Genomic DNA, 25,330 nt, shown 5'->3' on the forward strand with positions numbered 1-25,330 from the left:
GGCGGACGCTACGCAGCACCTTCTGGCGCGCTCCGCAGACTTCTCGGTTCCATCCGCGAAGCGCGGTCGAGCAGCCGTTCGTGGGCCGCGAGCACGTCCTCGATGCGCACCGTGGACAGGCACGGGTGGCCGGGGACGGGGCACTCGCGGGCACGGCTGAGCCGGCAGGGAGCCGCCTGGTCCCCGAGCAGTTCGACCAGCGGTGCGTACGGCGCCCACCGGACGGCGGGGACGACGGGCGAGAAGAGGCTGACGATCGGTGCGCCGACCGCCGCGGCGAGGTGCGCCGGCCCGGTGTTGCCGACGACGACGACCTCGGCACCGGCCAGGACCGCGGCGAGCTCGGCGGGCGTGGTCCGACCGCCGAGGTCGATGCCGGTGGCGCCGGCGACGGCCGCGGTCAGGTCGCGTTCACCGGGGGAGCCGGTGACGACGACGGGCACGCCACGCTCGGCGTACGCGGCGACGAGCTCCCGGTGGTGCGACGCCGGCCACGACCGGGCGGGGACGCTGGCGCCGGGGTGCACGACCACGTACCGTCCCAGCCCGGCCACGGACCGGGGTGCGACGGCGTCGTGACGCACCACGAGCCTCCCATCGTCCTCCGGCGGCAGCCGGAACCCGGCCGCGTCGGCGATCCGCAGCGCGCGCTCGGGTTCGGGGAGGTCCTCGGGCAGGTCCTCGCCGGGTCGCAGGCGGACGTCGAGGAGCGACCCCGGGTGGTCGACCGAGGCCCCGGAGACGCGGGGGACACCGGCGAGGCGGAGGAGCAGCGCCAGGGGCAGCGGCGACTGGTGGAACGAGGTGAGGACGACCGCTTCGTCGGGTCGCTCCTCGGCGACGAGCGCGCGGAACTCGGCGAGCACGGCGTCGTCGATCGGCCGCGCCGTCTCGGTGACCCAGGGCGCTGCCCACACCCGGACGCGGTCCACACCGGGCAGCAGGTCGGCGGCCGGGGTGCCCTGCGGTCCGCACAGCATCGTGATGTGCGAGGCACCGGCGGCGACGGCGCGCACGGCGGGGCCGGCGACCAGGACGTCACCGAACGAGTCGAGGCGCGCCACGAGGACGCGGGGACGGCTCACGTGCGGTCCGTCCCGACGGTCGACGGACCGGCCGCGGCGATCACCAGGTCGACGGCCTCGGCGAGGGTCGCCGCGACGGTCTCGGCGTCGTCGACCTCCTCGGGTCGCGTGCGCGGGGTCGGCACGAGCACGCCCTGCGCTCCTGCGGCCCGCGCCGCCTGCACGTCGGCGCCGATGTCGCCGACCACCACGAGCGCGTCCGGCGGGACCCCGAGTCGCTCGGCGGCGTCGAGGACCATGCCCGGCCGCGGCTTCCGGCAGGCGCAGTCGTCGCCGGCGTCGTGTGGGCAGACGCACCAGACGTCGAACGGCCCGACGAGCGCGTCCACGCGGGCGTTCGTCGCGTCGACCTGCTCGCGCGTCGCGAGGCCCTTCGCGACCACGGACTGGTTCGTGACCACGCCGAGCAGCAGCCCGGCTGCACGAGCCCGCTCCACGGCGCGACGGGCACCGGGGACGGGCACCACCAGGCGCGGGTCGGCGTTGTACGGGACGTCCACGACGAGGGTGTCGTCGCGGTCGAAGAGCAGGCCGCGGATCGCGCGGTCCGGAGCGAGGGGCATGGCACCGGAGTACCGGTCGGCGGCCGCGTGCCGGCTCAGGACAGCCGGGGAACGCGCCCGCTGCCGACGCCACCAGCGGACACCGCCTACCGTCGCGCCCGTGACCGCACTCGAGACCCTGCCCGCCGCCGACGGACGCCCGGAGCTCGTCGTCCTCCGCGCCATCAAGCTCGGCGACCTCCTGGTCGCCGTCCCCGCGCTCCGCGCTCTGCGACGGGCCTTCCCCGACCACCGCATCACCCTCGCGACGACGGCGTGGCTGGCGCCCGTCGTCGAACTCGTCCCCGCCGTGGACGTCCACCTGGCGCAGCACGGCCTCGACCACCCGATCAACGCCCCCGCCGGCACGGTCGACGTCGCGGTGAACCTGCACGGCGCCGGCCCCGAGTCGTCCGACCTGATCGCCGCCCTGCAGCCCCGACGGGTCATCGGGCACGCCGACCCGACCCACGGGTACGACGGTCCGGAGTGGCCGTCCGACGTGCACGAACGCGACCGCTGGGCGGACCTGCTCACCTGGCACGGCGTCCCCGCCGACGCCGACGACGTGCCCGTCGACCGCCCCTCGGCACCGCCCGTGGTCGCCGACGCCGCGGTCGTCCACGTCGGTGCCTTCCACGGGGCGCGGCACTGGCCCACGGACCGCTTCGCCGACGTGGTGCGCGGACTGCGGGAGCGCGGTGCCGACGTGGTCCTGACGGGAGGCGCGGACGACGTCGTCCGTGCACGTGCCGTCGCGGACGCGGCCGGCCTGGCGCCGGGGGCGGTCCTGGCCGGCTCCCTGGAGCTGCAGGAATTCGCGGGCGTCATCGCCGCGGCGCGGCTCGTGGTCACCGTCGACACCGGTGCGGCGCACCTCGCGACCGCGTACGGCGTGCCGTCGGTGGTGCTCTTCGGCCCGGCGCCGCCGGAGGCCTGGGGACCGCCCGCGTCGGGTCCGCACATCGTGCTCACCGATGCCTCGGTCCGGCGCGGCGACGTCTTCGCCGAGGACCCCGACCCGGCGATCCTGGCGGTCGGCGCGGCCGACGTGCTCGCCGCGGTGGACCGGCTCGACGTGCTCGGGGTGACCCCACAGGCGGCCGACCGGTAGCGTCGACCGAGAGCCACCCGGACCCACCGGGCACTCGGAAGGAGTCCTTCGTGTTCGAAGCCGCCAACATCCGTGACTGGATCGGCCTGCCGGTCGTCGACGAGGCCGAGGACAAGGTCGGGACGCTCGAGAGCATCTACTACGACACCGCCACGTCCGAGCCGGCGTTCGGTGCGCTCACGACCGGGATGGTCGGCTTCCAGAAGCTCGTGTTCGTCCCCCTCGTCGGGGCGACCGTCGCACCGAAGCACCTGCGCGTGACCTTCCCGAAGAAGCTCGTGAAGGACGCACCCTCCATCGCGACCGACGGTGAGCTCGACGCCGCGACCGAGCCCGAGCTGTTCCAGCACTACGGCCTCGAGTACCGCACGGGCAGCGGCGGCGAGCGTCGCCTCGGACGCCGCTGAGGCCGGAACTGCTCCGGATCGCCCGCCGGCCACTGCGCGCTGCCCTGGCGGTGGTCGGCGCCGTCTGTCTCGTGGCGGCGGGCCTCGGCGGGTCCGTCGGCGCGCCGCCGGCCTCCGCGGCGCCGATGTGGCCGGTGCCCGAGCCGTACCCCGTGACCGCCGACCCCACCGAGACGCTCGACGCGGTCCCGCCGGGCAGTGAGTACGTGGCGCTCGGCGACTCCTACTCGGCCGGGTACGGCCTGGGGGACCGCACCGGGCTGCCGACGAACGCCTGCGTGCAGTCGGCGCGCGACTACCCGCACCGGCTCGCGGCGCAGTTCGGGCTCGCCCTGACCGACGTCACGTGCGCCGGCGCCACGAGCGCCGACGTCACCATGGGCCACCAGTTCAAGGGCGTCCCACCCCAGATCGAGTCGTTGTCCGACCGCACCCGACTGGTGACCCTGACGATCGGCGGCAACGACGCGGACCTGTTCGGCACGGCGGCCTCGTGCCTGGCGATCTCCGCGAGCGGCCCGGTGTTCTCGGGCCGCGACGCCCCGTCGTGCGAGAGCACCCTGGTGCAGGACGGCGTCGACCAGCTCGCCGTGAAGATCCAGTCGCGCGTGGCCCTCGGCATCGCCGACACCCTCGGCGCGGTGCAGCGGGCCGCCCCGAACGCCGTCGTCGTGTTCCTCGGGTACCCGGCGATCTTCCCGGACGCCGAGGACACCCCCGCGAAGGGCTGCTTCCGGTCTGCACTCGACCTCGGCACCCTGGCGGGCTCGTTCCCGTCGGACACCTACCCGTTCACGGACACCGACGTCGAGTACCTGCACGGTGTCCAGGACGAGCTCAACGAGGTCTCCCGGTCCGCTGCCGCCGCCGCCGGGGTGCGGTTCGTCGACGTCTTCGCGAGCACACAGGACCACTCGCCGTGCGCCGCGTCGAAGCGCTACGTGGCCGGGGTGACGCTCACCGGTTCCGGCGACCTGCGGAAGATCGACCTGAAGGCCGGCGCCCTGCACCCGAACGAGCGCGGCGTCACGTACCTGACCGCGCGGATGGCCGCCGCGATCCGCGCCCTCGCCGGCTGATCCCACCGGCGGTCTCGGTCGCCGTGGCCGCTCGGCTGTCCGGGTGCGCCGCCGGCGGGACCACGCAGACCGGGGCGGCGGTCTCGCGCACGACGTCGTGGAGCAACGAGCCCGAGAGCGCGCGCACGTGGCCGCGGCCGAGCACCACCAACGACGCCCGGCGGGTGTGCGACGCGATGGCGTGACCCGGGTGGCCCTCGACCAGCAGCGGACGGATGCGGAGCGACGGGTACCGTGCGGCCAGCACGGACGTCACCCGCTGCAGCAGCTCGGCGTTGCTCGTACGCCACCGGAGCGGGTCCTCGGCGAAGTCGGTCAGCCCGGTCCGGGTGAGCACGGGCATCTCCCACGCGCGCAGCAGCGTCAGCCGTCGGTTCCGCCGGACGGCCTCGTCGACGGCGATCGACACCGCACGTTCGTCGATCGGGTCCTCCACCGCGAGCACCACGTCACCGTCGATCGGGTGCGGACCCTCCGGCACGACCACGGTCGGGACGGCAGCACGCTCGGCGACCCGCGCCGGGTCACCGCCGGCCGTCGATCCGCGCCGGTGGCGGAAGCTCCCGATCACGAGCAGGTCGCCGCCGTCCGACTCCTCGACCAGGGCTGCGGCGAACGGGCCCGCGTGCCGGTGCACCTCGACCGCCACACCGGGCAGAGCGGTCCGCGCGGCCTCGGCGAGCTGGTCGGCGACCGGCGTCCGACCCTCCAGCGCGTGGTCGGCGCCGATGATCCGCAGCCGCACGACACCGGCACCGGCGCGGGCCACGATCCACCGCAGGGCCTCGTCGTGGGGCATCGCCGCATCGGCGGCCAACGTCACCGTCGTCCATCGCTCGTCCATCCCGATCGGCCTCCTCCGTCGCAGGCTTCGGGGGCGTCACCTGGCGCTCCGTGCGCCACACGGTACTCCGGTCGGGGGCCGTGGATCCGGCCGTGCGCGGCGGTGGAACCGGCCGTGCGCAGCGGTGACCGCGGGCGGCGGACGTGGGCCGGGCCTCCTGGCCGACGCCGCGTAGTCTCGCAGGAGTGGTGGTGAGCGCCGGACTGTTGCTGCACCGGACCGGTCCGGCCGGGCCGGAGGTCTTCGTCGCGCACATGGGCGGGCCCTTCTGGCGGAACCGGCCGCGTGCCTGGTCGATCCCGAAGGGACTCGTCGAAGCCGGCGAGGACCCGCTCGAGACGGCCATGCGTGAGTTCGGTGAGGAGATCGGGGTCCCCGCACCCGTGGCCGCCGACGACGTCACGGACCTGGGCGAGTTCCGGCAGGCCACGGGCAAGCGCGTCCGGGTGTTCGCCGCCCCGGCCCCGGCGTTCGAGGTCGCCGTCGTGCGGAGCAACACCGTCCGGCTCGAGCTGCCACGCGGTTCAGGACGGTTCGTCGACGTGCCGGAGGTCGACGACGCCCGGTGGGTGCCGGTCGCCGAGGCGCGGGAGCTGCTCGTCGCGGGCCAGGTCGCCGCGGTGGACGCGCTGCTCGTGCTGCTCGACGGGCCGGATCCGGCCGGGTGAGCGCATCGCCCGTTGCGGGTGAGTCACGATCGGGTGACGGTCCGGACAGGGTCACGGGGGCGTGGATAACCTGACCGGGTGTCGGGCGGGCCGGCGCGACCACCAGGGGAGTACACATGCGGCGCTGGCGCACGGTCACAGCAGGGTTCACCGCCCTCGCACTCGGAGCAGGACTCGCGATCGGCGGCGCGACGAGCGCCTCGGCGGAGCCCGCGGGCAACTGGGGCACGTTCACCCTGAGCGGGGCGTCGAAGGCGTACACGGGCACGATGACGTTGCCCGGGTTCCCCGCCACGACGTTCACCTCGAACTCGCGGCAGTCGACCGTGATCAGCGGGGCGTCGACGTGGCAGTCCGCGGGGACGCCGGTCGGTGGGGTCTACGGCACGAGTCGTGCGCAGACGTACATGAACCAGCGGCCCCAGGCTGATCGTCCCAACGGGGACTCGGCCTCGACCACCACCTACACGTTCGACGGCGCGACGCCCGGCGCGCAGAGCTGGTCGTTCGTCCTCGGGGACATCGACGCCGACCAGGCGACGATCTCCGCCACGGTGGCCGGCGGTGGTGCCGCGACCGCCGAGCAGCTCGGGTACCAGGGCTCCTACAACTCGTGCTCGGCATCCAGCCCTGCCGGATGGTCCTGCTCGCCGGATCCGGACGGCACGACCGGTCAGGACCAGCCGACCTGGGACGCCGCCACGCGCACGCTGACCGGCAACGCCGCCGCGTCGGACACCGCGGGCGCCTCGGCCTGGTTCACGCCGACCGCGTCGCTGACGAGCCTGACCATCACGTACCAGCAGCGCAGCGGGTTCCCGGTGTACCAGACCTGGTTCGCCAACCGCACCGCGGCGATCAGCGGCACCGCGACCCTCGACGGCACCCCGATCCCGGGAGCCACCGTCACCGTGACCGCACCCCGCGGCACCGTCTACACGACGACCACCGACGCCGACGGCAACTACGTGTTCCCGCAGTTGCCGGTGATCGCGAACTACCGCGTCGAGATCACTCCGCCGGCGGGTGCTGACGGTGAGGCCGTGGCGACGGGTGTCTCGCTCGCCGTCGCCGACACACCAGGTGGCGTCGACAAGACCGCCGACTTCGCGTTCACGTCGCCACCGGACACCACCTCGGTGATCGGGACGGTGACCGACGACGACGGCAACCCCGTGTCGAACATCCCGGTCGTCATCACCGACCCCGACACCGGCGACACGCTGGTCGACACCACGACGAACAGCGACGGCGTCTACACCGGTTCCGACCTGCCCGCCGGCACCGAGCTGGACGTCTCCGTCGCCGACGAGCCGCCCGTGTCGATCACGACCGGTGACGCCGATGCAGCACCGGCCGAGCCCGAGCCGATCGTGGCGCCGCCCGCCGTGATCGCCACCGTGACCGGTGTCGTGTCGCTCGACGGCACGCCCGTGCCCGCCGGCGTGGTCGTCGAGCTCCTCGACGAGTCCGGAGCCGTTGTCGGTTCGGCCACCACCGACGCCGACGGTCGCTACACCTTCGCCACGTCTGCGGGTACCTACACGGTCCGCACGGTGGTCCCCGCCGCGGGTGCCGCCGGTGACACCGCGAACACCGGCATCGCCGCGGTCGCCGGCACCAGCGTGACGTCGGACCTGCCGTTCACGTCGGCCGCCGCGCCCGAGGTCATCACGACCGACCAGCCCGGCACCGTTGCGGACACGAACGGCGACCCGGTCGCCGGCGTGGACGTCGTCGCGACGCCGACCGACCCGGAGGCCGGCCCGCCGGTGACCGTGGCCACTGACGCCGACGGTGCCTTCGACCTGACCGGACTCGAGCCGACGACCGAGTACACGATCACGGTCGACGTCGACGGCGCCACTCCGGTGACCGTCGTCACGCCCGAGGACGGCGCAGCGACCCCGCTCGCCTTCGTGGTCGAGGCCGCGGTGACCCCGGCTCCGTCGCCGTCGCCCAGTGCGCCGACGCCGAGCAACTCGCCGACCGCGGTTCCGACCGTGCCGGCTGCCGGAGGCTCGGGCAACGCGCCGGCCGCCGGTTCGGGCGACGTGGGCAACGGTGGGCCGCTGGCCTACACCGGTGCGGACCTGAAGCCCGGGCTCATCGCGGCCGGGGTGCTCGTGCTGCTCGGTGCGGCGCTGCTGACCTACCGCGCGGTGCGCAACCGTCGCCGGAGCCACCTGCAGGACTGATCGGTCACGACGAGGGGCGGGCCCGGCGCGATGCCGGCCCGCCCTTCGTCGTGTTGCTGCACGCCACGCCGCCGCCCCACGAAACGCCGCCGCCCAACCCCCGAGGTTCCGAAATCTGCCCATCTCGGCGGTGCCGACGGCAGTTCGTGGAACCTCAACGCAACGCGAACGGCAGTTCGTGGAACCTCAGCGCCGCGCGCACGGCATGTCGGCGCGGCCCCTCGCCACACGCCGCCACACGCCGCGTCCCTCTGTCGCGACGACGCCACGCCCGGACCTCGACGCCGAGGGTCCACGACATGCCGCCGCTGCACCGCCGAGGTTCCACGGATCGCCGCCAGGACCGCCGAGATGCCGAGATTTCGGAACCTCGGCGCAGCGCGAGGCCGACGAAGCGCCACCTGACGCCGCCCCGCCCCGCCCCGCGCGCCGCGCTACTGCGTGCGGTGCGTGCGGTGCGAGCCCGTGACCGTCGCGACCGAGCCCGTCAGGGTCTGGATCGCCCGACCGACGACGGGCACCGACGTGGTGACCACCGCGAGCGAGGACGTGATCGCCTCGATCGACGACGTCGACAGGTGCTCCTGCCCGACCGTGTGCACCGGGAAGCCCCGACGCGCCAGCACGACGACCCCGAGCGACCCGAGCAGCACGGCACCACCGGCGAACGGCAGGTACTGCAGCCCGACGATCCCGAGCGCCTGCCCACCGATGGCTGCACCGCCCGCGATGCCGATGTTCGACGCACCGTTGATGAGCGCACCGGCGATGTCGGGGGAGACGCCTCCGGAACGGATCGCGGCAGCCATGAAGAGCGTGCCCGTCGTGCCGTTCGCTGCCATCCACACGCCGGCGACGACCATCGTGCCGACCAGGGAGCCGTGCACGAACGGCATCGCGGCGAACGCGACGGCCATCACGGCGACGGCGGCAATGAGGGTCTGGCGGGGCGCCCGGTCGACGAACATGCCCGCGAGCCAGAGGCCGATCACCCCGGTGCCGCCCAGGACGAGCAGCGCGCCGCTCACCATCGAGGCGTCGAGTCCGGCGTCGATCGCGTACGGCCCGACGTAGGTGTAGACGACGTAGTGTCCGGCGAACAGGAGCAGGTCGGCGATCACGACCGACAGCAGCCCGGTGCGCGCCCAGGCCTTCGGGGAACCGATGTGCGGCGACGAGGCACCACTGACGGCGGGCAGGAACAGCAGTGCCACGGCGGCGAGCACGGCGGCGGCGACACCGATCGAGAAGACGGCGGGGCGCCAGCCGATGTGCTGCGCGACCCAGGTGGCGACGGGCACGCCGAGCACGAAGCCGAGCGAGCTGCCGGAGTACACGAACGCGATGGCACGACCGGCCAGGCGCGGCGGCACGATCCGGGTGGCGTACGCCGAGGCGACCGAGAAGAACAGCGCGTGCGCGATGCCGCCGACGACCCGGCCGGCGCAGACGACGGCGAACGACGGTGCGAACGCGATCATGAGGTTCGACACCGTGTAGCCGACGAGCGTCGACACGAGCACGGCCTTGCGGGGGAGCTTCGCGGTGAAGGCGGTGAGCGGGAGCGCCAGGAGTGCCACGGCGCCCGCGTACACGGTGACGACGATGCCCATGGTGGCCTCGGACACACCGAGGTCGGCGCTCATCGTGCCGAGCAGCCCGACGGGCATGAGCTCGGTGGTGATGGCGAAGAACGTCGCCAACCCGAGGACGGCGATGCCGACGATGGACTGGGTGGTGACGGTGATCGGCCGCGTGTTCGTCGACACGGCCGAGGTGGTGGTGTTGGTGGACACGCTGCTGACCTCCTCCGGGGCACGGGCGAGCGCACGACGGTGCCGTTCGGGGGAACGACGATGACCGGGAGGTCTGCGGGGCGCGCTCGCTGTGGATGTGGGTGATGTGGGTACGACTCCACGGCGAGTGCGCTCATCCAGTGTTGCACGATGGACCGCAGCCCGCGAGGGGGTCAGCGGAGATTCTCGGAGCGCTCCAACAATCCGCGCCCTCAGTTCTCGTTCGTCACCCGACCCTGCACGCCGCCACCCCGGAGCGCGATCGTCAACGTCCCGCTCATCGACTGCGCCGACATCGACACCGAGCCGTGCAGTGCCGCCTCGCGCGGGAAGCACGCCGTCGACGACTCGATCCGGTTCGCCGTCGCCACCAGGCAGATCGTCGACCGGTCCGTGCCGACCCCGGCCCAGACGGCCCACGGCGTGTCGAACGAGCCGCCGTCCAACGCCCGGTTCGTGAACACGAGCCGCGTGGAGTGCAGGCTCACAGGTGCCTCCACCGGACCCGGCAGCTGGTCGGCGTAGGTCTGCGGCACGTCGAGCAGCTGCTCGAGCGTGACCGTGCCCGCCGTCGGCGTGACGCTCGGTGCCGCTGCGACGTCGCCGCGCACGGGCCCGACGACGGTGCCGGCGGCGAACGCCACCCCGACCGCCGCTGCCGCGCCGAGCGCGATCCAGACGCGTGGCCGCTCCGTCCAGAGCAGCGTGCGCCACCGGGACCGTCGCGTCGGTCCGACCGGGAGGCCCGGCTCACCCCCGACATCGTCACCCGCGTCATCGGGACGGCCGGGTTCTCGGGCTTCGGTCGCCGCCCAGGATCCGGCTTCCGGTCTCAGGGAGGCATCCGGTTGCACGGACGGATCCGGCTCGGCAGCAACCGTCGCGCGCTCCGGGACCGACCGCCCCGGCGATGGCACGGACGGTGGAGCCGTCGGTTCCGGCGACGAGCCGGGCAGTGGAGCCGACCGTTCCGGGGACGCGACCTGCCCGCTGGCCGGGGCCGTGCCTCCCGGCCGCCCGTCGGGCCCCGTGTCGGAGGCGACTCCCGCGACCGCTCGCCGTCCACCCGGCCGCCGCCCGCTCGCCAGGTCCTGCAGCGCGATCCGGGCGCGCGCCGCGTCGGCGGGGCGCGATGCCGCTCCCCAGGCGACGGCCTCGAGCCGTGCCCGTTCCGCTGCCACGTCGTCGTGGGCCATGCGCACTCCCGATCTGCCGGTCGCGTGGACTCCCTTCATCGTGGCACTGCCGGGGCGGCGGCGCGCACCCAGAACGAGGGGAGTAGGCGTGACGCATGAGCACCGAACCCGAACCGCGGCAGGACGCTGACCCGGAGACCCTCGAGCCGCTGAGCCACGACTCCCAGTCCGGCGAGGCCGACTACGTGGCGACAAGCCCCGGTGGGACCGGCACGGAGCGCCACGTGCCGACCGCCGACGAGGAGCAGGGTCGCGGCACCGAGTACGACCCGGTGGACCAGGGGCCGCAGCAGGAGGGCCAGGGCGGCTGACGCCGGGCCCGACGCCACGCGCCCGCGCTACCGGATCACCCGGCGCAGCACGGCTCGCTCACCCGCCGTCCACGCGGCACTCGTCACGACGTACAGCGCGGCGGCGAGCGGGGCGATCGCGGCGAACACGACCGTGATGAACGGGGCGAACCGCCCGATGGCGGCGGTCGCTGCCGCACCGGGCACCTGCGCGCCCGGCTCGGGCGTCGGCACCGGGTTCCAGCGCAGGTTCGCGCGACGGCTGAGCTCCACGACGACGGCGAGCACGGCCAGCAGCAGGACGACGACCCAGGCGTGCACCCAGAGCGGCGACGTGAGCGTGACGACGAGTGAGTGCCCGAGCGGGACCCCGACCAGGGTGGCCTCGAGCAGGGCGTTGACCGTGCCGCCGATCGACGCATGCGTGAACAGGGCGTAGACGAGGGACAGCACCGGAGCCTGCGCGAGGACGGGTAGGCAGCCGGCCAGGGGTGAGACCTTCTCGTTCGTGTAGAGCTGCTGGACGGCGCGCTGCAGCTGCTCGGCGTTCTTCCCGTGGCGCTTCCGCAGGGCGGCGAGCTGCGGCGCGAGCCGACGTCGGTCGCGCTCCGCTCGGACCTGCAGGACGGACAGCGGCACGAGCACGGCCCGGACGGCCAGGGTCAGGAGCACGACGGCGATCGCCGCGGCGAACGAGCCCATGGTGGGGGAGAGCGCCGCGGTCAGGGCGGCGACGAGGTCCGCGCCACCGTGCAGCAGCGGGCCGACGAGGGGCAGGGTGGACAGGTCCATGACGGTTCCGATCGGTGGTGGTTCGCAGGAGGGGTCGCGAGGGGCCCGGCCACCGGTCGGTGGTCAGGCCGGGGCGACGACTCCCGGAGCACGCGATCGGACGTGCCCGTCGGCATCGGGGTGGCTCCACGCGATGCGGGTGACCAGGTCCGGTACCGCAGCGTGTTCGACGCCCGTCGACCGCAGCCCGAGGACCGCCGCCAGCACCGTGGCGATGACCTGCGCGACGACGACCGCCACGGCGACGGCCGTCAGGCCGAGCGCGGCCACTGCCAGCAGCGGCAGGACGCCGGCCGCGGGGTCGCCGATCGCGGGCGCCCCGAGCAGCAGCGCGGCGGCGGCGCGGAGGATCAGCAGGGCGACGGTCATGGTCGGTTCAGCGTAACGCCCGCGTGCCGCCACGGACAGGACGGCAGCGCGGGAGAGGATCGCCGCATGACCGCAGGTTCGCCGAGCACCCCAGCGACCGTCGCGCTCGACCGAGCCGGGGTGTCGTACACGCCGCACGTGTACGACCATCACGAGAGCGCCACGAACTTCGGCGAGGAGGCCGCCGCCGCACTCGGCCTCCGCGAGGAGCAGGTCTTCAAGACCCTGGTCGTCTCGGTCGACGGCGCACTGGCGGTGGCGATCGTGCCGGTGGCGAACCGGCTCGACCTCAAGGCCATCGCGGCGGCGGTCGGGGGCAAGAAGGCGACGCTGGCCGATCCGGCCCTCGCCGAGAAGCGCACCGGGTACGTCGTCGGCGGGATCAGCCCGGTCGGCCAGAAGTCCCGGATCCGGACCGTGCTCGACGAGTCGGCCTTGGCGTACGACAGCATCTTCGTCTCCGGCGGGCGCCGCGGGTTCGACATCGAGGTGGCTCCGGCCGACCTCGCGCGGGTCACCGACGCCATCTCGGCAGCGATCGCGCGGACCTGAGTCGGGTCGCCGCAAGTTTCTCCGGTGGCCGGGAATGACCCCGGCACTCCTGCGTTGCATTGAGTCAAAGGCACTCAAGTTCCCAGGAGGTCCCTTTGCCAGAGACGTTCGGCCCGACCGGCAGCAGTGACTCGTTCGACGAGTTCCTCGCCCGCCTCCTCGCGGCGCAGAACACCGGTGACCCGCAGCGCCCCCGTGCGTTCGGCCGACCGGTGGACATCACGCGGCTCCTCAGCCGCCGTACCCACGAGCTGCTCCAGCACACCGCCGAGTACGCGGTGTCGCAGGGGCAGCACGAGCTCGACGCGCTGCACCTGCTGCACGTGCTCGTCCGCACCGAGCCGTTCGACGCCGTCGTCCGTTCCGCCGGGGTCGACCCCGAGCGCCTCGCCGCCGAGATCGAGCAGCGCCTGCCGATGGCCCGCGAGCCGCAGCCCGAGCAGACCGGCCGCCCGGCCCTGACCGGCACGGCGCAGCGCATCCTCGTCGAGGCCACCCAGGCCGCACGGGGCTTCGGCAGCACCTACACCGACCCCGAGCACGTCTTCTTCGCGCTCGTGACCGACCAGGAGACCGTCACCGGGCAGCTGCTCGCCAGCGCCGGTGTCACCCCGCAGGCCATGCAGGACTACGCCCAGCAGGCGGCGGCAGCAGCACGAGAGGGGCGCCCCATGCCCGGAACCAGTGCAACGACCGGAACGGACGAGTCCGGTTCCGTCAGCGACACCCCGACCCTCGACCAGTTCGGTACCGACCTCACCGCGCGGGCCCGTGACGGTCGCATCGACCCCGTCATCGGTCGCGCCGAGGAGATCGAGCAGGCGGTCGAGATCCTGCTCCGTCGCACCAAGAACAACCCCGTCCTGATCGGCGAGCCCGGCGTCGGCAAGACCGCCATCGTCGAGGGACTCGCCCAGCGAATCGTCGACGGCGAGGTCCCCACCCTGTTGCAGGGCAAGCGCGTCGTCGCCCTCGACCTGCCCGGCATGCTCGCCGGCACCCGGTACCGCGGCGACTTCGAGGAGCGCCTGACGAAGGCCATGGACGAGATCGCGGCACACGCCGACGAGCTCATCGTCTTCGTCGACGAGCTCCACACCGTCGTCGGCGCCGGTGGTGGCGGTGAGGGCGGCTCGATGGACGCCGGCAACATCCTCAAGCCCCGGCTCGCCCGCGGCGACCTGCACCTGGTCGGCGCGACCACCCTGAACGAGTACCGCCGGATCGAGAAGGACGCCGCACTCGAGCGTCGCTTCCAGCCGGTCACGGTCGGGGAGCCGAGCGTCGAGGACGCCGTCGCGATCCTGACCGGCCTCGCACCCCGGTACGAGGAGCACCACGGCGTCGTCTACACGCCGGAGTCGCTGCGCGCCGCCGTCGAGCTCTCGCACCGCTACGTCACCGACCGGCACCTGCCGGACAAGGCCATCGACCTCATCGACCAGGCCGGTGCACGGCGCCGGCTCGCCCGTTCGGGCGACGTCGACGTCGAGGCCCTCCGCGACCAGGTCGCCGAGCTGCTGGCCGAGAAGGACCGCGCGGTCGCCGAGGAACTGTACGAAGAGGCGTCGCGCCTGCGCGACGAGACGGTCGGACTGGAGGCCCGGATCGCCGCCGCCACGTCGGCGGACGCTCCCCGCGCTCCCCACCGGCACGGCCGCGACGCCGCTGACGCGTCGCCGCGGGACCGGCGGCGTGGGCCCACCCGTCCGGAATCCGTGGGCACCTCGATCACGGAACGCGACATCGCCGGTGTGGTGTCACGCGCCACGGGCATCCCGGCGACGCGCCTGACCCAGGGCGACCGCTCACGGCTCGCCGTGCTCGAGCAGGAACTGCACGGGCGCGTCGTCGGACAGGACGACGCCGTCGCGGCGATCGCGAAGGCCGTCCGACGCAGCCGCACCGGCATGGGCGACCAGCGTCGTCCGGTCGGCAGCTTCCTGTTCCTCGGCCCGACCGGCGTCGGCAAGACCGAACTGGCGAAGGCCCTGGCGTCGTCGCTGTTCGGTGACGAGTCCGCCATGCTCCGCTTCGACATGAGCGAGTTCGGCGAGCGGCACACCGTCTCGCGGCTGGTCGGGGCGCCTCCCGGGTACGTCGGCTACGACGAGGCCGGGCAGCTCACCGAACGCGTGCGCCGGAACCCGTACTCGGTGATCCTGCTCGACGAGGTCGAGAAGGCGCACCCCGACGTGTTCAACCTGCTGCTGCAGGTGCTGGACGACGGTCGACTGACCGACGGCCAGGGGCGCACGGTGGACTTCCGGAACACGGTCGTGATCATGACGTCGAACATCGGCTCGGAGTTCCTGGCCTCGCGGTCGGGCGCCCTCGGCTTCGCGCCCGTGGGTTCCACTGACGGGTACGGCGAGGACGACCTCCGCGCCCGGGTGATGGGCAAGCTCCGCGAGGCCATGCGGCCGGAGTTCATCAACCGCATCGACGAGATCGTGCTCTTCCGCAAGCTCGACCGGTCGCAGATCACGTCGATCGTGTCACTGCTGCTGCAGGACACGGCGCTGCGGCTCGTCGCGCAGGACATGGTGCTCTCCGTGTCCGACGCCGCGGTCGACTGGCTCGCCGAGCACGGGTACGAGCCCGAGTACGGCGCGCGTCCGCTCCGCCGGCTCATCCAGCGCGAGGTCGACGACCGCATCGCGACGCTCGTGGTCGACGGTGGCGTGACCGCCGGGGACACCGTGCGGATCGACGTCGTCGACGACGTGCTGACGGCAGCGGTGGTGGAACCCGCGGCGCTGTAGCAGCCGTTCGCCCACGAAGGCCCGGTACCGATTCGGTACCGGGCCTTCGTGGCGTCCGGGTACGACAGCGTGGTGTTCGGGAATGCAATTCCGGAGAAATCGGAGAAAGGGGTTGCGCTGCGAATTGCGGGGCCGATAGTGTTCACTCGTCGCGAACCGCTGCAGTGCAGCCGGGGGACGACTCCGACAGCTCGAGACCGAAAGGGGGCCGACCATGATGATCACCGCAACCACTCCGTTCCGTGGAATCCGTGGACGCGTCGGCACCCCGCTCCGCGTCCGCTGACCCGGAGCGTTCCGCCTTCTGCCGACATCTGTGTCGTTCGATCCTCGTCTCGTGACGAGTCCGTCGCCTGACACCTCGCGCTGAGCCGTTCTGGCTCGCGTCGAACCGGCTCCGTCGATCGCCGATCGGTCCCGACCCGTGTGCTCCGCGCACGCGATCGGACTGCGTCGATCGTCGCCGGAGAATGTCGGCGGTCGGTGCGACGCTCTCGGTACCGGAAGTCATTCAGTACCGCGTCGTCGGACATTCCTCCGGTGACCGCGGAATGCATTCTCACGCATTCATTTTGACCTGCCCGTGTTCCGGGCAGTCCACTCCTGCCCGTGTGCCGGGCAACTCCGTCATGCCCTGAAAGGGATCACCGTGTCATCGAAGACCGCCACCCGTCCTCCCGATACCCGCGCAGCGCGCCACCGGGTCTCCCTCACCGACCGCATCGCGCTGCGCATCGGCATGTCGCTCATCATCTGGAGCCGGCGGACCCGCCGGGTCCGTCCGGTGATCGACCACGCAACACGGCTGCAACTCGACCGCGAGCGGCAGCAGCGCGAGAACGACCTGCTCCTGCAGGCCGCACTCATGCGCGCCTGGCGCTGAGCCGGATCGGACACGCGACCGTCGCACCGTGCGACCGTCGCCGTCCCGTGCCCGCTTGGTGGCTCGGTGCGAGGGATTAGCCCCGCACCGAGCCACCGCCGGCGCACCGGCCGACGCAACCCGCACAGTGCGCCGCACCGACGACCCAGCACGGCGCGACCGAGCCCGCACCGTGCGCCGACGTGTCGGACGCACCCCGGGCCTCCCGTACCGTTGGCGGGTGACCGAAACCGCAGCTGCACTCGTCGAACGCCTGACCGCCGTCGTCCCGGACTTCCCGAAGCCGGGGGTGCTGTTCCGCGACGTGACGCCGGTGTTCTCGGACGCCGTCGCGTTCGGCCGCGTGTGCGAGGCACTCGCCGCGCCCTTCGCGGTCGGTGCCGGGTTCGACGCCGTCGCCGGCATCGAGGCACGGGGCTTCGCCCTCGCCGGCGGGATCGCCGCGCAGCACCAGGTGGGCGTGCTCACCGTGCGCAAGGCCGGCAAGCTGCCGGGCGAGGTCCTCAGCGAGCAGTACGCACTCGAGTACGGCGAGGCCGAGCTCGAGCTGCGTCCGGGCCAGCTCCCCGCGGGCACCAGGGTCCTCGTCGTCGACGATGTCCTCGCCACCGGTGGGACCGGCGCCGCCACCATCACGCTGCTCGAACGTGCGGGCTACCAGGCGGTCGGGTTCGCCGCGCTGCTCGAGCTCGACGGGCTGAACGGACGTGAGCGACTCGAGCCGCGCCTGCCCGTCACGACGCTCGGCGCCGTGCCCGCCTGAGCCCCACGCGCGCACTAGTCTTGACGCACCATTTCGATCGAGGAGTCCCATCATCGTGACCGAGTCAGTCGCCGCAGCGCCGGAGAGCGCCGAGCCCGCAGCCGTGCCCCAGGCACCCGAGCCCCGCACCGCGACGACGACCACGACGGGCACCGAGCTCTTCGACGGTGAGCGCGGCGTCGTCGCGATCCGCGTCGACGGTGTCCTGAAGGACCTCGCTGCCGACGTCGCTGCCGGCGAGACCGCCGAGGCCGTCACCCTGCACGAGCAGGACGGGCTCGACATCCTCCGCCACTCGGCCGCGCACGTGCTCGCGCAGGCCGTGCAGCAGATCAACCCCGAGGCCAAGCTCGGCATCGGGCCGCCCGTCACCGACGGCTTCTACTACGACTTCGACGTCGCCGAGCCCTTCACCCCCGAGGACCTCAAGGCCATCGAGAAGGGCATGGACCGCATCGTCAAGCAGGCCCAGCGCTTCCGCCGCGTGGTCGTCACGGACGAGCAGGCGCGCGAGCTGATGGCGGGGGAGCCGTACAAGCAGGAGCTCATCGGGCTCAAGGGTGCGGCGACCGACGGCGCCTCCGGCGAGAGCGTCGAGGTCGGCGCCGGCGAGCTCACCGTGTACGAGAACGTCGACCCGAAGTCGGGCGAGGTCGTCTGGCAGGACCTCTGCCGGGGCCCGCACGTGCCGCACACCCGCTGGATCGGCAACGCCGCGAAGCTCATGCGCGTCGCCGCTGCCTACTGGCGCGGCTCCGAGAAGAACCCGCAGCTGCAGCGCATCTACGGCACCGCCTGGCCTGACAAGGACCAGCTCAAGGCGTACCTGGTGCGCCTCGAGGAAGCCGCCAAGCGCGACCACCGCAAGCTCGGTGCCGAACTCGACCTGTTCTCGTTCCCCGACGAGATCGGGTCCGGCCTGGCGATCTTCCACCCGAAGGGCGGCATCATCCGCCGCGAGATGGAGGACTACTCGCGCCGTCGGCACGAGGAGAACGGCTACTCGTTCGTCTACACGCCCCACATCACCAAGGGCGACCTGTTCGAGACCTCCGGGCACCTCGGCTGGTACAAGGACGGCATGTTCCCGGCCATGCACATGGACGAGGCACGCGACGAGGACGGCAACGTCACGCGTCAGGGCGCCGACTACTACCTCAAGCCGATGAACTGCCCGATGCACATCCTGGCGTACCGGTCGCAGCCGCGTTCGTACCGCGATCTGCCGCTCCGGATGTTCGAGTTCGGCACGGTCTACCGCAACGAGAAGTCCGGCGTCATCCACGGCCTCACCCGCGTGCGCGGCCTGACCCAGGACGACGCGCACATCTTCACCACGCAGGAGAAGATGAAGGAGGAGCTGACCACGACCCTCGCGTTCGTGCTCTCGCTCCTGCGCGACTACGGCCTCGACGACTTCTACCTCGAGCTGTCGACGAAGGACCCGGAGAAGTACGTCGGTGACGACGAGGTCTGGGACGTGGCGACGGAGACCCTGCGCCAGGTCGCCGAGGAGTCCGGTCTCGAGCTCGTGCCGGACCCGGCCGGCGCCGCGTTCTACGGCCCGAAGATCTCGGTGCAGGCCCGCGACGCCATCGGCCGCACCTGGCAGATGTCGACCGTGCAGCTCGACTTCAACCTGCCCGAGCGTTTCGGCATCGACTACACCGCGGCCGACGGCTCCCGCCAGCGCCCGGTGATGATCCACCGCGCGCTGTTCGGCTCGATCGAGCGGTTCTTCGGCGTGCTGACCGAGCACTACGCCGGTGCGTTCCCGGCCTGGCTGTCGCCGGTGCAGGTCGTCGGCATCCCCGTCGCAGCTGAGTACGGCGACTACCTCGACGAGGTCATCGCGAAGCTCCGGTCGCACGGCGTCCGCGCCGAGGTCGACCACTCGGACGACCGCATGCAGAAGAAGATCCGCACGCACACCAAGGCGAAGGTGCCGTTCCAGCTCATCGCGGGCGGTGACGACCGCGACGCCGGTGCGGTCTCGTTCCGCTTCCGTGACGGGCGCCAGGACAATGCCGTGCCCGTGGACGAAGCGGTCGACCGCATCCTGACGGCGATCCGCGAGCGCGCGCAGGTCTGATGACGGACGAGCAGGACCCGCTGGTCATCCGGGACGCCGCCACCGGTGCGGCCGTCCCGGATGCCTTCCAGCGCCTGTGGAACCCGCACCGGATGGCGTACATCGACGCCGGGCGCGACGGCACGGGCCGCGGGCACGCGGACGACTGCCCGTTCTGCGAGGCACCGCGGAAGTCCGACGAGGACGCCCTCATCGTCGCCCGGGGCGAGCACGCCTACGTGCTCCTCAACCTGTTCCCGTACAACAACGGACACCTGCTGGTCTGCCCGTACCGCCACGTGCCGCTGTACGACGAGGCTACGCCGGACGAGCTCCGCGAGATGGGCGAGCTGACCCAGACCGCGATGCGGGTCCTGCGCGCCGTGTCGCACTGCGACGGCTTCAACATCGGCATGAACCAGGGCGAGGTCGCGGGGGCCGGCATCGCCGCACACCTGCACCAGCACATCGTGCCGCGGTGGCAGTCTGACGCGAACTTCTTCCCGATCATCGCGCGGACGAAGTCGATGTCCCAGATGCTCGGGGACACCCGCCGACTGGTCGCCGAGGGCTGGCCGGCAGCGGACTAGACTGATCGGCATCATGAGCGACAGCACCAGCACCTCCGGCACCCCTGGCACCTCGATCACCGGCTCCGACCGCGTCAAGCGCGGCCTCGCCGAGATGCTCAAGGGCGGCGTCATCATGGACGTCGTCGACGCCGAGCAGGCCCGCATCGCGGAAGAAGCCGGCGCCACCGCGGTCATGGCCCTCGAGCGTGTCCCCGCCGACATCCGCGCACAGGGCGGCGTGGCCCGCATGTCCGACCCGTCGATGATCGAGGAGATCATCGCCGCCGTGTCGATCCCCGTCATGGCGAAGGCCCGCATCGGCCACTTCGTCGAGGCGCAGATCCTGCAGGAGCTCGGCGTCGACTACATCGACGAGTCCGAGGTGCTCTCGCCCGCCGACTACGTCAACCACATCGACAAGTGGAACTTCACCACGCCGTTCGTCTGCGGTGCCACCGAGCTGGGCGAGGCGCTCCGTCGCATCACCGAGGGCGCTGCGATGATCCGTTCCAAGGGCGAGGCCGGCACGGGTGACGTGTCCGAGGCCACGAAGCACATCCGCACGATCAACAAGGAGATCGCGGCGCTGCGCCACCTCAAGGAAGACGAGCTCTACGTCGCCGCCAAGGAACTGCAGGCGCCGTTCGAGATCGTGCGCGAGGTCGCCCGCACCGGCAAGCTCCCCGTCGTGCTCTTCACCGCCGGTGGCGTCGCCACCCCGGCCGACGCCGCGATGATGATGCAGCTCGGCGCGGACGGCGTGTTCGTCGGCTCCGGCATCTTCAAGTCCGGCGACCCGGCGAAGCGTGCCGCGGCGATCGTCAAGGCCGTCACCTTCCACGACGACCCCAAGGTCATCGCCGAGGTCTCGCGTGGTCTGGGCGAGGCGATGGTCGGCATCAACGTCGCCGACGTCCCCGCGCCGCACCGCCTCGCCGAGCGTGGCTGGTAGCACGACGAGCAGTGCCCGGCCCCGCATCGGGGTCCTGGCGCTGCAGGGTGACTTCCGCGAGCACATCGCCTCGTTGACGGAGCTCGGCGCCGACGTGGTGCCGCTCCGTCGACCCGAGGAGATCGCGGCGCTCGACGGCATCGTGATCCCCGGCGGCGAGTCGAGCGTGATGGACAAGCTGTCCCGGTCGTTCGGCGTCGCCGAGCCCCTCGCAGCTGCCATCCGCGACGGCCTGCCGACGTACGGCACGTGCGCCGGCATGATCATGCTGTCGTCGCGGATCACCGACGGCATCAGCGGCCAGCAGACCCTCGACGTGCTCGACACCACGGTTCGTCGGAACGCGTTCGGCAGCCAGAACGACTCGTTCGAGGTCGACGTCCCGATGCCCGAGCTTGGTGACGCCCCCGTGCACGCGGTCTTCATCCGAGCCCCGGTGGTCGAGCAGCACGGCCCCGGCGTCCAGGTCCTCGGTGCGCTGGCGGACGGGCAGGTCGTCGCGGTGCAGCAGGGCAACGTCCTCGCCAGTGCGTTCCACCCCGAGGTCGCCGGCGAGGACCGCTTCCACCGCCGCTTCCTCGCCATGGTGCGCAGCGCCTGACGCGGCCCCCGGGCTCTGGGCACGACCGCCCGAGGGCCCTGGGCCCGGCCGCCTGCGTGCCCGCACCGGCGGGGCGGGGCGGCGCCGGGCCTCCCGGCTGGGTAAACTGACCCCGACTTTCCGCAAGACGCAAGGAGAACCGTGTCCGGGCATTCCAAGTGGGCGACGACCAAGCACAAGAAGGCCGTCATCGACGGCCGTCGTGCCAAGTCCTTCGCCAAGCTCATCAAGAACATCGAGGTCGCCGCGAAGATGGGCGGCGCCGACCTGTCGGGCAACCCGACGCTGGTCGACGCGATCCAGAAGGCCAAGAAGACCTCGGTCCCGAACGACAACATCGACCGCGCCGTCAAGCGCGGTGCCGGCCTGACCGGTGAGTCGATCGAGTACACGACGATCATGTACGAGGGCTACGCCCCGAACGGCGTCGCGATGCTGATCGAGTGCCTCACCGACAACAAGAACCGCGCAGCGGCCGAGGTCCGGACGGCGATGTCCCGCAACGGTGGCACCATGGCCGACCCGGGCAGCGTCGCCTACAACTTCTCGCGCAAGGGCGTCATCTCGGTCACGAAGACCGACGGCCTCGACGAGGACACCGTCATGACCGCCGTGCTCGACGCCGGTGTCGAGGACGTCATCGACCAGGGCGGCGGCTTCGAGATCATCACCGAGGCGAGCGACCTCGTCGCAGCCCGCACCGCGCTGCAGGACGCCGGCATCGACTACGACTCGGCCGACGCCGAGTTCGTCCCCGGCCTCAAGGTGCCGGTCGACGCCGAGACCGCCCGCAAGGTCTTCCGCCTGATCGACGCGCTCGAGGACAGCGACGACGTGCAGAACGTCTACGCCAACTTCGACGTGCCGGCGGACGTCCAGGCCGAGCTCGACGAGGACGAGGGCGAGTAGCCGTGCTCCGTGTGCTCGGGGTGGACCCCGGGCTCACCCGGTGCGGCGTCGGCGTCGTCGAGGTCGCACCGAACCGGCGCGCACGGCTCGTCCACGTGACGGTCGTGCGCACCCCGGCGGACATGCCGCTCGAACAGCGGCTGCTCCGCATCGCCGACGGCATCGCCGCCGAGATCGACGAGCACCACCCGGACGCGGTCGCCGTCGAGCGTGTGTTCGCGCAGGCGAACGTCCGCACCGTGATGGGCACCGCCCAGGCGGCCGGGCTCGCGCTGCACGCCGCGGCGGCCCGCGGGCTGCCCGTCGGCCTGCACACGCCGTCCGAGGTCAAGGCGGCCGTCACCGGCTACGGCAACGCCGACAAGCGCCAGGTGCAGACCATGATCGCGCGCGTGCTCGGTCTCGCCGAGGCCCCGAAGCCGGCCGACGCCGCCGATGCGCTCGCGCTGGCCGTGTGCCATGCCTGGAGGCTCGGATCACCGGACGTCGCCGGCGAACGTGCCACGAACCTCACCCCGGCACAACGCGCGTGGCGCGACGCACAGGGCGGCACCGTCGACTCCCCGCTCGCCCGTGCGGCCGCTGCCGCGGCCCGACCGCGTGGCTCGTCGGCCGCGTCGGTGGGCGGCCGTAGGCTCGGGGCATGATCGCGAGTCTCCGGGGTACCTGCATCGACATCGCCGGTTCCGGCGTGGTGATCGAGGCCGGGGGAGTCGGGTACGCCGTCACCGTGACCCCGGCCCACGCGCTGACGATGCGCCACGGGTCCGAGGTGTTCGTGCGCACCGCGATGATCGTGCGCGAAGACGAGCACCTGCTCTTCGGCTTCGAGTCGACCGACGCCCTCCAGGTGTTCGACCTGCTGCGCAGCGTCACGGGCGTCGGGCCGAAGTCCGCGATGGGCGTCCTTGCCCACATGGACCCGTCGCAGGTCGCGAACGCCGTCGCGAAGGACGACGACGGCGCCTTCCGCAAGGTCTCCGGCATCGGCCCTAAGACCGCGAAGCTCATCATCCTCGCGCTCACCGGCAAGCTCGCCGCGTTCGAGCAGGCCGCCGTCGTCACCGCCGGTCGGGGCACCGCTGCCCACCCGGCCGCGACCGACGTCGTCTCCGCACTGATCGGCCTCGGCTGGCGGGAGGACGCAGCACAGACCGCCGTCGACGAGACCGTCGCGAACGAGCCAGGGGCCGCGGCCATGGGCACGCAGGCGCTGCTCCGCGCCGCGCTCGGTGCGCTCCGGCCCGCCGGTGCCGGTCGATGAGCGGCATCACGTCAGCCGGAGCCGAGTCGCAGGAAGAACTCGCGTTCGAAGGTGCACTCCGGCCGCGGTCGCTCGACGAGTTCGTCGGCCAGCGGAAGGTGCGTGGCCAGCTCGACCTGCTGCTCAAGGCGGCGGGCATGCAGGACCGCACCCCGGACCACATCCTGATGGCGGGTCCTCCCGGCCTCGGCAAGACCACGCTCGCGATGATCGTCGCGCACGAGACCGGCCGTCCGTTGCGAATGTCGAGCGGTCCGGCGATCCAGCACGCAGGTGACCTGGCTGCCGTCCTGTCGTCGCTCGTGCCGGGCGAGGTCCTGTTCATCGACGAGATCCACCGGATGGCGCGCTCGGCGGAAGAGATGCTCTACCTGGCGATGGAGGACTTCCGGATCGACGTCATGGTGGGCAAGGGCGCCGGCGCGACGAGCATCCCGCTCGACCTCGCGCCGTTCACCCTGGTCGGTGCCACCACCCGCGCCGGCCTGCTGCCGAACCCCCTCCGCGACCGCTTCGGCTTCACGGCGCACCTCGAGTTCTACGAGAAGGACGAACTCGAACAGGTCCTGATCCGCGCCGCGCACCTGCTCGAGCTCGACATCGACCGATCGGCGCTGCGGGAGATCGCCGGGCGTTCCCGCGGCACCCCGCGCATCGCGAACCGGCTGCTCCGCCGGGTCCGCGACTACGCCCTCGTGCACCGCACCACCGACGGCATGGCGGCCGTCCAGGGTGCACTCGACCTGTACGACGTCGACGAGCTCGGGCTCGACCGCCTCGACCGCGCCGTGGTCGAGATCATGCTGACCCGCTTCGACGGCGGACCGGTGGGGCTGAACACCCTCGCGGTCTCGGTCGGAGAAGAGTCCGAGACCATCGAGTCGGTCGTCGAACCCTTCCTCGTCCGGGTCGGTCTGGTCACGCGCACCCCGCGCGGCCGCATCGCGACCCCGGTCGCGTGGCGGCACCTGGGCCTCACCCCAGGGCAGGGCGTCGGGCCGCTCCCGGGCCTGTTCGACGACACCGACACCACCGACTAGCGGCCGATCGGTCGGGTGACATGCCACGCACAGTGGCGTGCCCTAGACTGCTACGGCCCGAAACCGAGCAACCAGAGAAGGCAACTGCATCATGGGTCAAGAAGTCATCCTCATCGTCATCGTCGTGGCGTTCGCGGCCTTCATGTTCTACAACAGCCGCAAGCGCAAGAAGCAGCAGGGCGAGCTCGCCACCAAGATGGTGCCGGGTGCTCGCGTGATGCTGTCCTTCGGCCTGTACGGCACGTTCCTCTCCGTCGACGACGAGAAGGTCACCGCCGACGTCGAGATCGCCCCCGGCACCGTCGTCACCGTGCACCGCCAGACCCTGTCGCGCGTCGTCGACGACAGCGCCTCCGACATCGAGACCACCGCGACGCCGGAGGACGAGGCCAAGCCCGTCGCCGAACTCAACGGGGAGCCGGTCTACGGCGAGCGGGTCGACAACGACCGCCTCGACGAGACCGACTCGAAGCGCAAGTCCGACGACTGACGCCCTCGGCCGCCGGGTCGTCTGACCCGGCGGCTTCCCTCTGCCGTCGTGCCTGAGCGCCGACGGTCCTGAACAGAAAGACGAGACG

The 25,330-nt window shown here is 72.3% G+C and carries 26 protein-coding genes; 19 read left to right on the forward strand and 7 right to left on the reverse strand.

The annotated features are described in order from the left end of the window. Positions 1-8: 8 nt before the first annotated feature. Together HQQ88_RS02625 and HQQ88_RS02630 are read right to left on the reverse strand one after the other, a co-directional pair. The gene (locus HQQ88_RS02625; RefSeq protein WP_248703318.1) at positions 9-1,085 is read right to left on the reverse strand and encodes a glycosyltransferase family 9 protein; all 1,077 of its coding nucleotides are present in this window, start codon (positions 1,083-1,085) and stop codon (positions 9-11) included. Then, entirely contained in the window at positions 1,082-1,648 is a 567-nt protein-coding gene (locus HQQ88_RS02630) for an HAD family hydrolase (RefSeq protein WP_173168560.1), read from the reverse strand. The genes HQQ88_RS02625 and HQQ88_RS02630 overlap by 4 nt, the downstream gene beginning before the upstream one ends. A gap of 100 nt (positions 1,649-1,748) precedes the next feature. On the opposite strand from HQQ88_RS02630, the gene HQQ88_RS02635 reads away from it, so the two are divergent. The 3 genes from HQQ88_RS02635 to HQQ88_RS02645 all read left to right on the forward strand — a co-directional run bounded on the left by HQQ88_RS02635 (position 1,749) and on the right by HQQ88_RS02645 (position 4,227). Next, entirely contained in the window at positions 1,749-2,741 is a 993-nt protein-coding gene (locus HQQ88_RS02635; RefSeq protein WP_248703317.1) for a glycosyltransferase family 9 protein, read from the forward strand. Positions 2,742-2,791: 50 nt separating this feature from the next. Beyond that, positions 2,792-3,148 carry a PRC-barrel domain-containing protein gene (locus HQQ88_RS02640; protein WP_111084060.1) on the forward strand — a complete coding sequence of 119 codons (357 nt, stop codon included), beginning with the start codon at positions 2,792-2,794 and terminating at the stop codon, positions 3,146-3,148. A gap of 152 nt (positions 3,149-3,300) precedes the next feature. After that, on the forward strand, positions 3,301-4,227 hold the full coding sequence (locus tag HQQ88_RS02645; protein ID WP_173168562.1) for an SGNH/GDSL hydrolase family protein: 927 nt from the start codon (positions 3,301-3,303) through the stop codon (positions 4,225-4,227). Here HQQ88_RS02645 and HQQ88_RS02650 read toward each other — a convergent pair. Continuing rightward, complete coding sequence (locus HQQ88_RS02650) at positions 4,175-5,071, reverse strand: universal stress protein (protein ID WP_173168563.1); 897 nt, start codon at positions 5,069-5,071, stop codon at positions 4,175-4,177. The two genes, HQQ88_RS02645 and HQQ88_RS02650, sit on opposite strands and share 53 nt — an antisense overlap. 191 nt (positions 5,072-5,262) lie before the next feature. Between HQQ88_RS02650 and HQQ88_RS02655 the strand changes: the two genes are divergently transcribed. Both HQQ88_RS02655 and HQQ88_RS02660 read left to right on the forward strand, forming a co-directional pair. Next, a complete protein-coding gene (locus tag HQQ88_RS02655; RefSeq protein WP_367916967.1) occupies positions 5,263-5,739 on the forward strand; it encodes an NUDIX domain-containing protein in 477 nt (158 codons plus the stop codon). 116 nt (positions 5,740-5,855) lie between these two features. Beyond that, on the forward strand, positions 5,856-7,937 hold the full coding sequence (locus HQQ88_RS02660) for a carboxypeptidase regulatory-like domain-containing protein (RefSeq protein ID WP_173168564.1): 2,082 nt from the start codon (positions 5,856-5,858) through the stop codon (positions 7,935-7,937). Between the two features lie 434 nt (positions 7,938-8,371). On the opposite strand, the gene HQQ88_RS02665 is transcribed toward HQQ88_RS02660, so the two are convergent. Both HQQ88_RS02665 and HQQ88_RS02670 read right to left on the reverse strand, forming a co-directional pair. Further along, positions 8,372-9,733: an MFS transporter gene (locus HQQ88_RS02665; RefSeq protein WP_111084056.1), complete on the reverse strand. Its 1,362-nt coding sequence runs from the start codon at positions 9,731-9,733 to the stop codon at positions 8,372-8,374. Between the two features lie 212 nt (positions 9,734-9,945). Next, positions 9,946-10,377, reverse strand: a complete 432-nt coding sequence (locus HQQ88_RS02670) for a hypothetical protein (RefSeq protein WP_173168565.1) — start codon at positions 10,375-10,377, stop codon at positions 9,946-9,948. 647 nt (positions 10,378-11,024) lie between these two features. Here HQQ88_RS02670 and HQQ88_RS02675 point away from each other — a divergent pair. Beyond that, positions 11,025-11,240 carry a hypothetical protein gene (locus tag HQQ88_RS02675; protein WP_173168566.1) on the forward strand — a complete coding sequence of 72 codons (216 nt, stop codon included), beginning with the start codon at positions 11,025-11,027 and terminating at the stop codon, positions 11,238-11,240. Positions 11,241-11,267: 27 nt separating this feature from the next. Here the strand turns inward: HQQ88_RS02675 and HQQ88_RS02680 are convergent, their stop codons facing one another. Further along, positions 11,268-12,011, reverse strand: coding sequence for a membrane protein insertase YidC (locus HQQ88_RS02680; protein WP_173168567.1), 744 nt, complete (start codon positions 12,009-12,011; stop codon positions 11,268-11,270). A 63-nt stretch (positions 12,012-12,074) separates the two neighbouring features. Continuing rightward, positions 12,075-12,380 (reverse strand): DUF6412 domain-containing protein, encoded by a 306-nt coding sequence (locus HQQ88_RS02685; RefSeq protein ID WP_173168568.1) that lies wholly within the window; start codon positions 12,378-12,380, stop codon positions 12,075-12,077. A 66-nt stretch (positions 12,381-12,446) separates the two neighbouring features. On the opposite strand from HQQ88_RS02685, the gene ybaK reads away from it, so the two are divergent. The 13 genes from ybaK (at position 12,447) to yajC (ending at position 25,242) form a co-directional block, all read left to right on the forward strand. After that, complete coding sequence (ybaK, locus tag HQQ88_RS02690; RefSeq protein WP_123339622.1) at positions 12,447-12,932, forward strand: Cys-tRNA(Pro) deacylase; 486 nt, start codon at positions 12,447-12,449, stop codon at positions 12,930-12,932. Positions 12,933-13,027: 95 nt separating this feature from the next. After that, on the forward strand, positions 13,028-15,697 hold the full coding sequence (locus tag HQQ88_RS02695) for an ATP-dependent Clp protease ATP-binding subunit (protein WP_173168569.1): 2,670 nt from the start codon (positions 13,028-13,030) through the stop codon (positions 15,695-15,697). 649 nt (positions 15,698-16,346) lie between these two features. After that, a complete protein-coding gene (locus HQQ88_RS02700; protein WP_123339624.1) occupies positions 16,347-16,580 on the forward strand; it encodes a hypothetical protein in 234 nt (77 codons plus the stop codon). A gap of 220 nt (positions 16,581-16,800) precedes the next feature. Continuing rightward, on the forward strand, positions 16,801-17,343 hold the full coding sequence (locus HQQ88_RS02705) for an adenine phosphoribosyltransferase (protein ID WP_123292807.1): 543 nt from the start codon (positions 16,801-16,803) through the stop codon (positions 17,341-17,343). Positions 17,344-17,446: 103 nt separating this feature from the next. Then, on the forward strand, positions 17,447-19,435 hold the full coding sequence (gene thrS, locus HQQ88_RS02710; protein ID WP_173168779.1) for a threonine--tRNA ligase: 1,989 nt from the start codon (positions 17,447-17,449) through the stop codon (positions 19,433-19,435). Continuing rightward, the gene (locus HQQ88_RS02715; RefSeq protein ID WP_173168570.1) at positions 19,435-20,004 is read left to right on the forward strand and encodes an HIT domain-containing protein; all 570 of its coding nucleotides are present in this window, start codon (positions 19,435-19,437) and stop codon (positions 20,002-20,004) included. The genes thrS and HQQ88_RS02715 overlap by 1 nt, the downstream gene beginning before the upstream one ends. A gap of 13 nt (positions 20,005-20,017) precedes the next feature. After that, complete coding sequence (gene pdxS, locus HQQ88_RS02720; RefSeq protein WP_123292809.1) at positions 20,018-20,938, forward strand: pyridoxal 5'-phosphate synthase lyase subunit PdxS; 921 nt, start codon at positions 20,018-20,020, stop codon at positions 20,936-20,938. Further along, positions 20,928-21,539 (forward strand): pyridoxal 5'-phosphate synthase glutaminase subunit PdxT, encoded by a 612-nt coding sequence (gene pdxT / locus HQQ88_RS02725; RefSeq protein ID WP_173168571.1) that lies wholly within the window; start codon positions 20,928-20,930, stop codon positions 21,537-21,539. The genes pdxS and pdxT overlap by 11 nt, the downstream gene beginning before the upstream one ends. Positions 21,540-21,680: 141 nt before the next feature. Beyond that, on the forward strand, positions 21,681-22,448 hold the full coding sequence (locus HQQ88_RS02730) for a YebC/PmpR family DNA-binding transcriptional regulator (protein ID WP_111084044.1): 768 nt from the start codon (positions 21,681-21,683) through the stop codon (positions 22,446-22,448). A 2-nt stretch (positions 22,449-22,450) separates the two neighbouring features. Further along, complete coding sequence (ruvC, locus tag HQQ88_RS02735; protein WP_111084043.1) at positions 22,451-23,095, forward strand: crossover junction endodeoxyribonuclease RuvC; 645 nt, start codon at positions 22,451-22,453, stop codon at positions 23,093-23,095. Then, positions 23,092-23,712, forward strand: a complete 621-nt coding sequence (gene ruvA, locus HQQ88_RS02740; RefSeq protein ID WP_111084042.1) for a Holliday junction branch migration protein RuvA — start codon at positions 23,092-23,094, stop codon at positions 23,710-23,712. Before ruvC ends, ruvA begins: the two co-directional genes overlap by 4 nt. Next, entirely contained in the window at positions 23,709-24,752 is a 1,044-nt protein-coding gene (gene ruvB, locus HQQ88_RS02745; protein ID WP_111084041.1) for a Holliday junction branch migration DNA helicase RuvB, read from the forward strand. Before ruvA ends, ruvB begins: the two co-directional genes overlap by 4 nt. Positions 24,753-24,843: 91 nt before the next feature. Continuing rightward, positions 24,844-25,242, forward strand: coding sequence for a preprotein translocase subunit YajC (gene yajC / locus HQQ88_RS02750; protein ID WP_173168572.1), 399 nt, complete (start codon positions 24,844-24,846; stop codon positions 25,240-25,242). Positions 25,243-25,330 lie beyond the last annotated feature (88 nt).

The organism is Curtobacterium sp. VKM Ac-2861 (genome assembly GCF_013204965.1).
Lineage (GTDB): Bacteria > Actinomycetota > Actinomycetes > Actinomycetales > Microbacteriaceae > Curtobacterium.

Excerpts from the sequence above, each read along its gene's own strand:
- HQQ88_RS02630 (WP_173168560.1), bottom strand. The coding sequence starts at position 1,648 with ATGCCCCTCGCTCCGGACCGCGCGATCCGCGGCCTGCTCTTCGACCGC.
- HQQ88_RS02650 (WP_173168563.1), bottom strand. The coding sequence starts at position 5,071 with ATGGACGAGCGATGGACGACGGTGACGTTGGCCGCCGATGCGGCGATG.
- HQQ88_RS02660 (WP_173168564.1), top strand. The coding sequence starts at position 5,856 with ATGCGGCGCTGGCGCACGGTCACAGCAGGGTTCACCGCCCTCGCACTC.
- HQQ88_RS02675 (WP_173168566.1), top strand. The coding sequence starts at position 11,025 with ATGAGCACCGAACCCGAACCGCGGCAGGACGCTGACCCGGAGACCCTC.
- HQQ88_RS02680 (WP_173168567.1), bottom strand. The coding sequence starts at position 12,011 with ATGGACCTGTCCACCCTGCCCCTCGTCGGCCCGCTGCTGCACGGTGGC.
- HQQ88_RS02685 (WP_173168568.1), bottom strand. The coding sequence starts at position 12,380 with ATGACCGTCGCCCTGCTGATCCTCCGCGCCGCCGCCGCGCTGCTGCTC.
- ybaK (WP_123339622.1), top strand. The coding sequence starts at position 12,447 with ATGACCGCAGGTTCGCCGAGCACCCCAGCGACCGTCGCGCTCGACCGA.
- HQQ88_RS02715 (WP_173168570.1), top strand. The coding sequence starts at position 19,435 with ATGACGGACGAGCAGGACCCGCTGGTCATCCGGGACGCCGCCACCGGT.
- pdxS (WP_123292809.1), top strand. The coding sequence starts at position 20,018 with ATGAGCGACAGCACCAGCACCTCCGGCACCCCTGGCACCTCGATCACC.
- ruvA (WP_111084042.1), top strand. The coding sequence starts at position 23,092 with ATGATCGCGAGTCTCCGGGGTACCTGCATCGACATCGCCGGTTCCGGC.
- ruvB (WP_111084041.1), top strand. The coding sequence starts at position 23,709 with ATGAGCGGCATCACGTCAGCCGGAGCCGAGTCGCAGGAAGAACTCGCG.
- yajC (WP_173168572.1), top strand. The coding sequence starts at position 24,844 with ATGGGTCAAGAAGTCATCCTCATCGTCATCGTCGTGGCGTTCGCGGCC.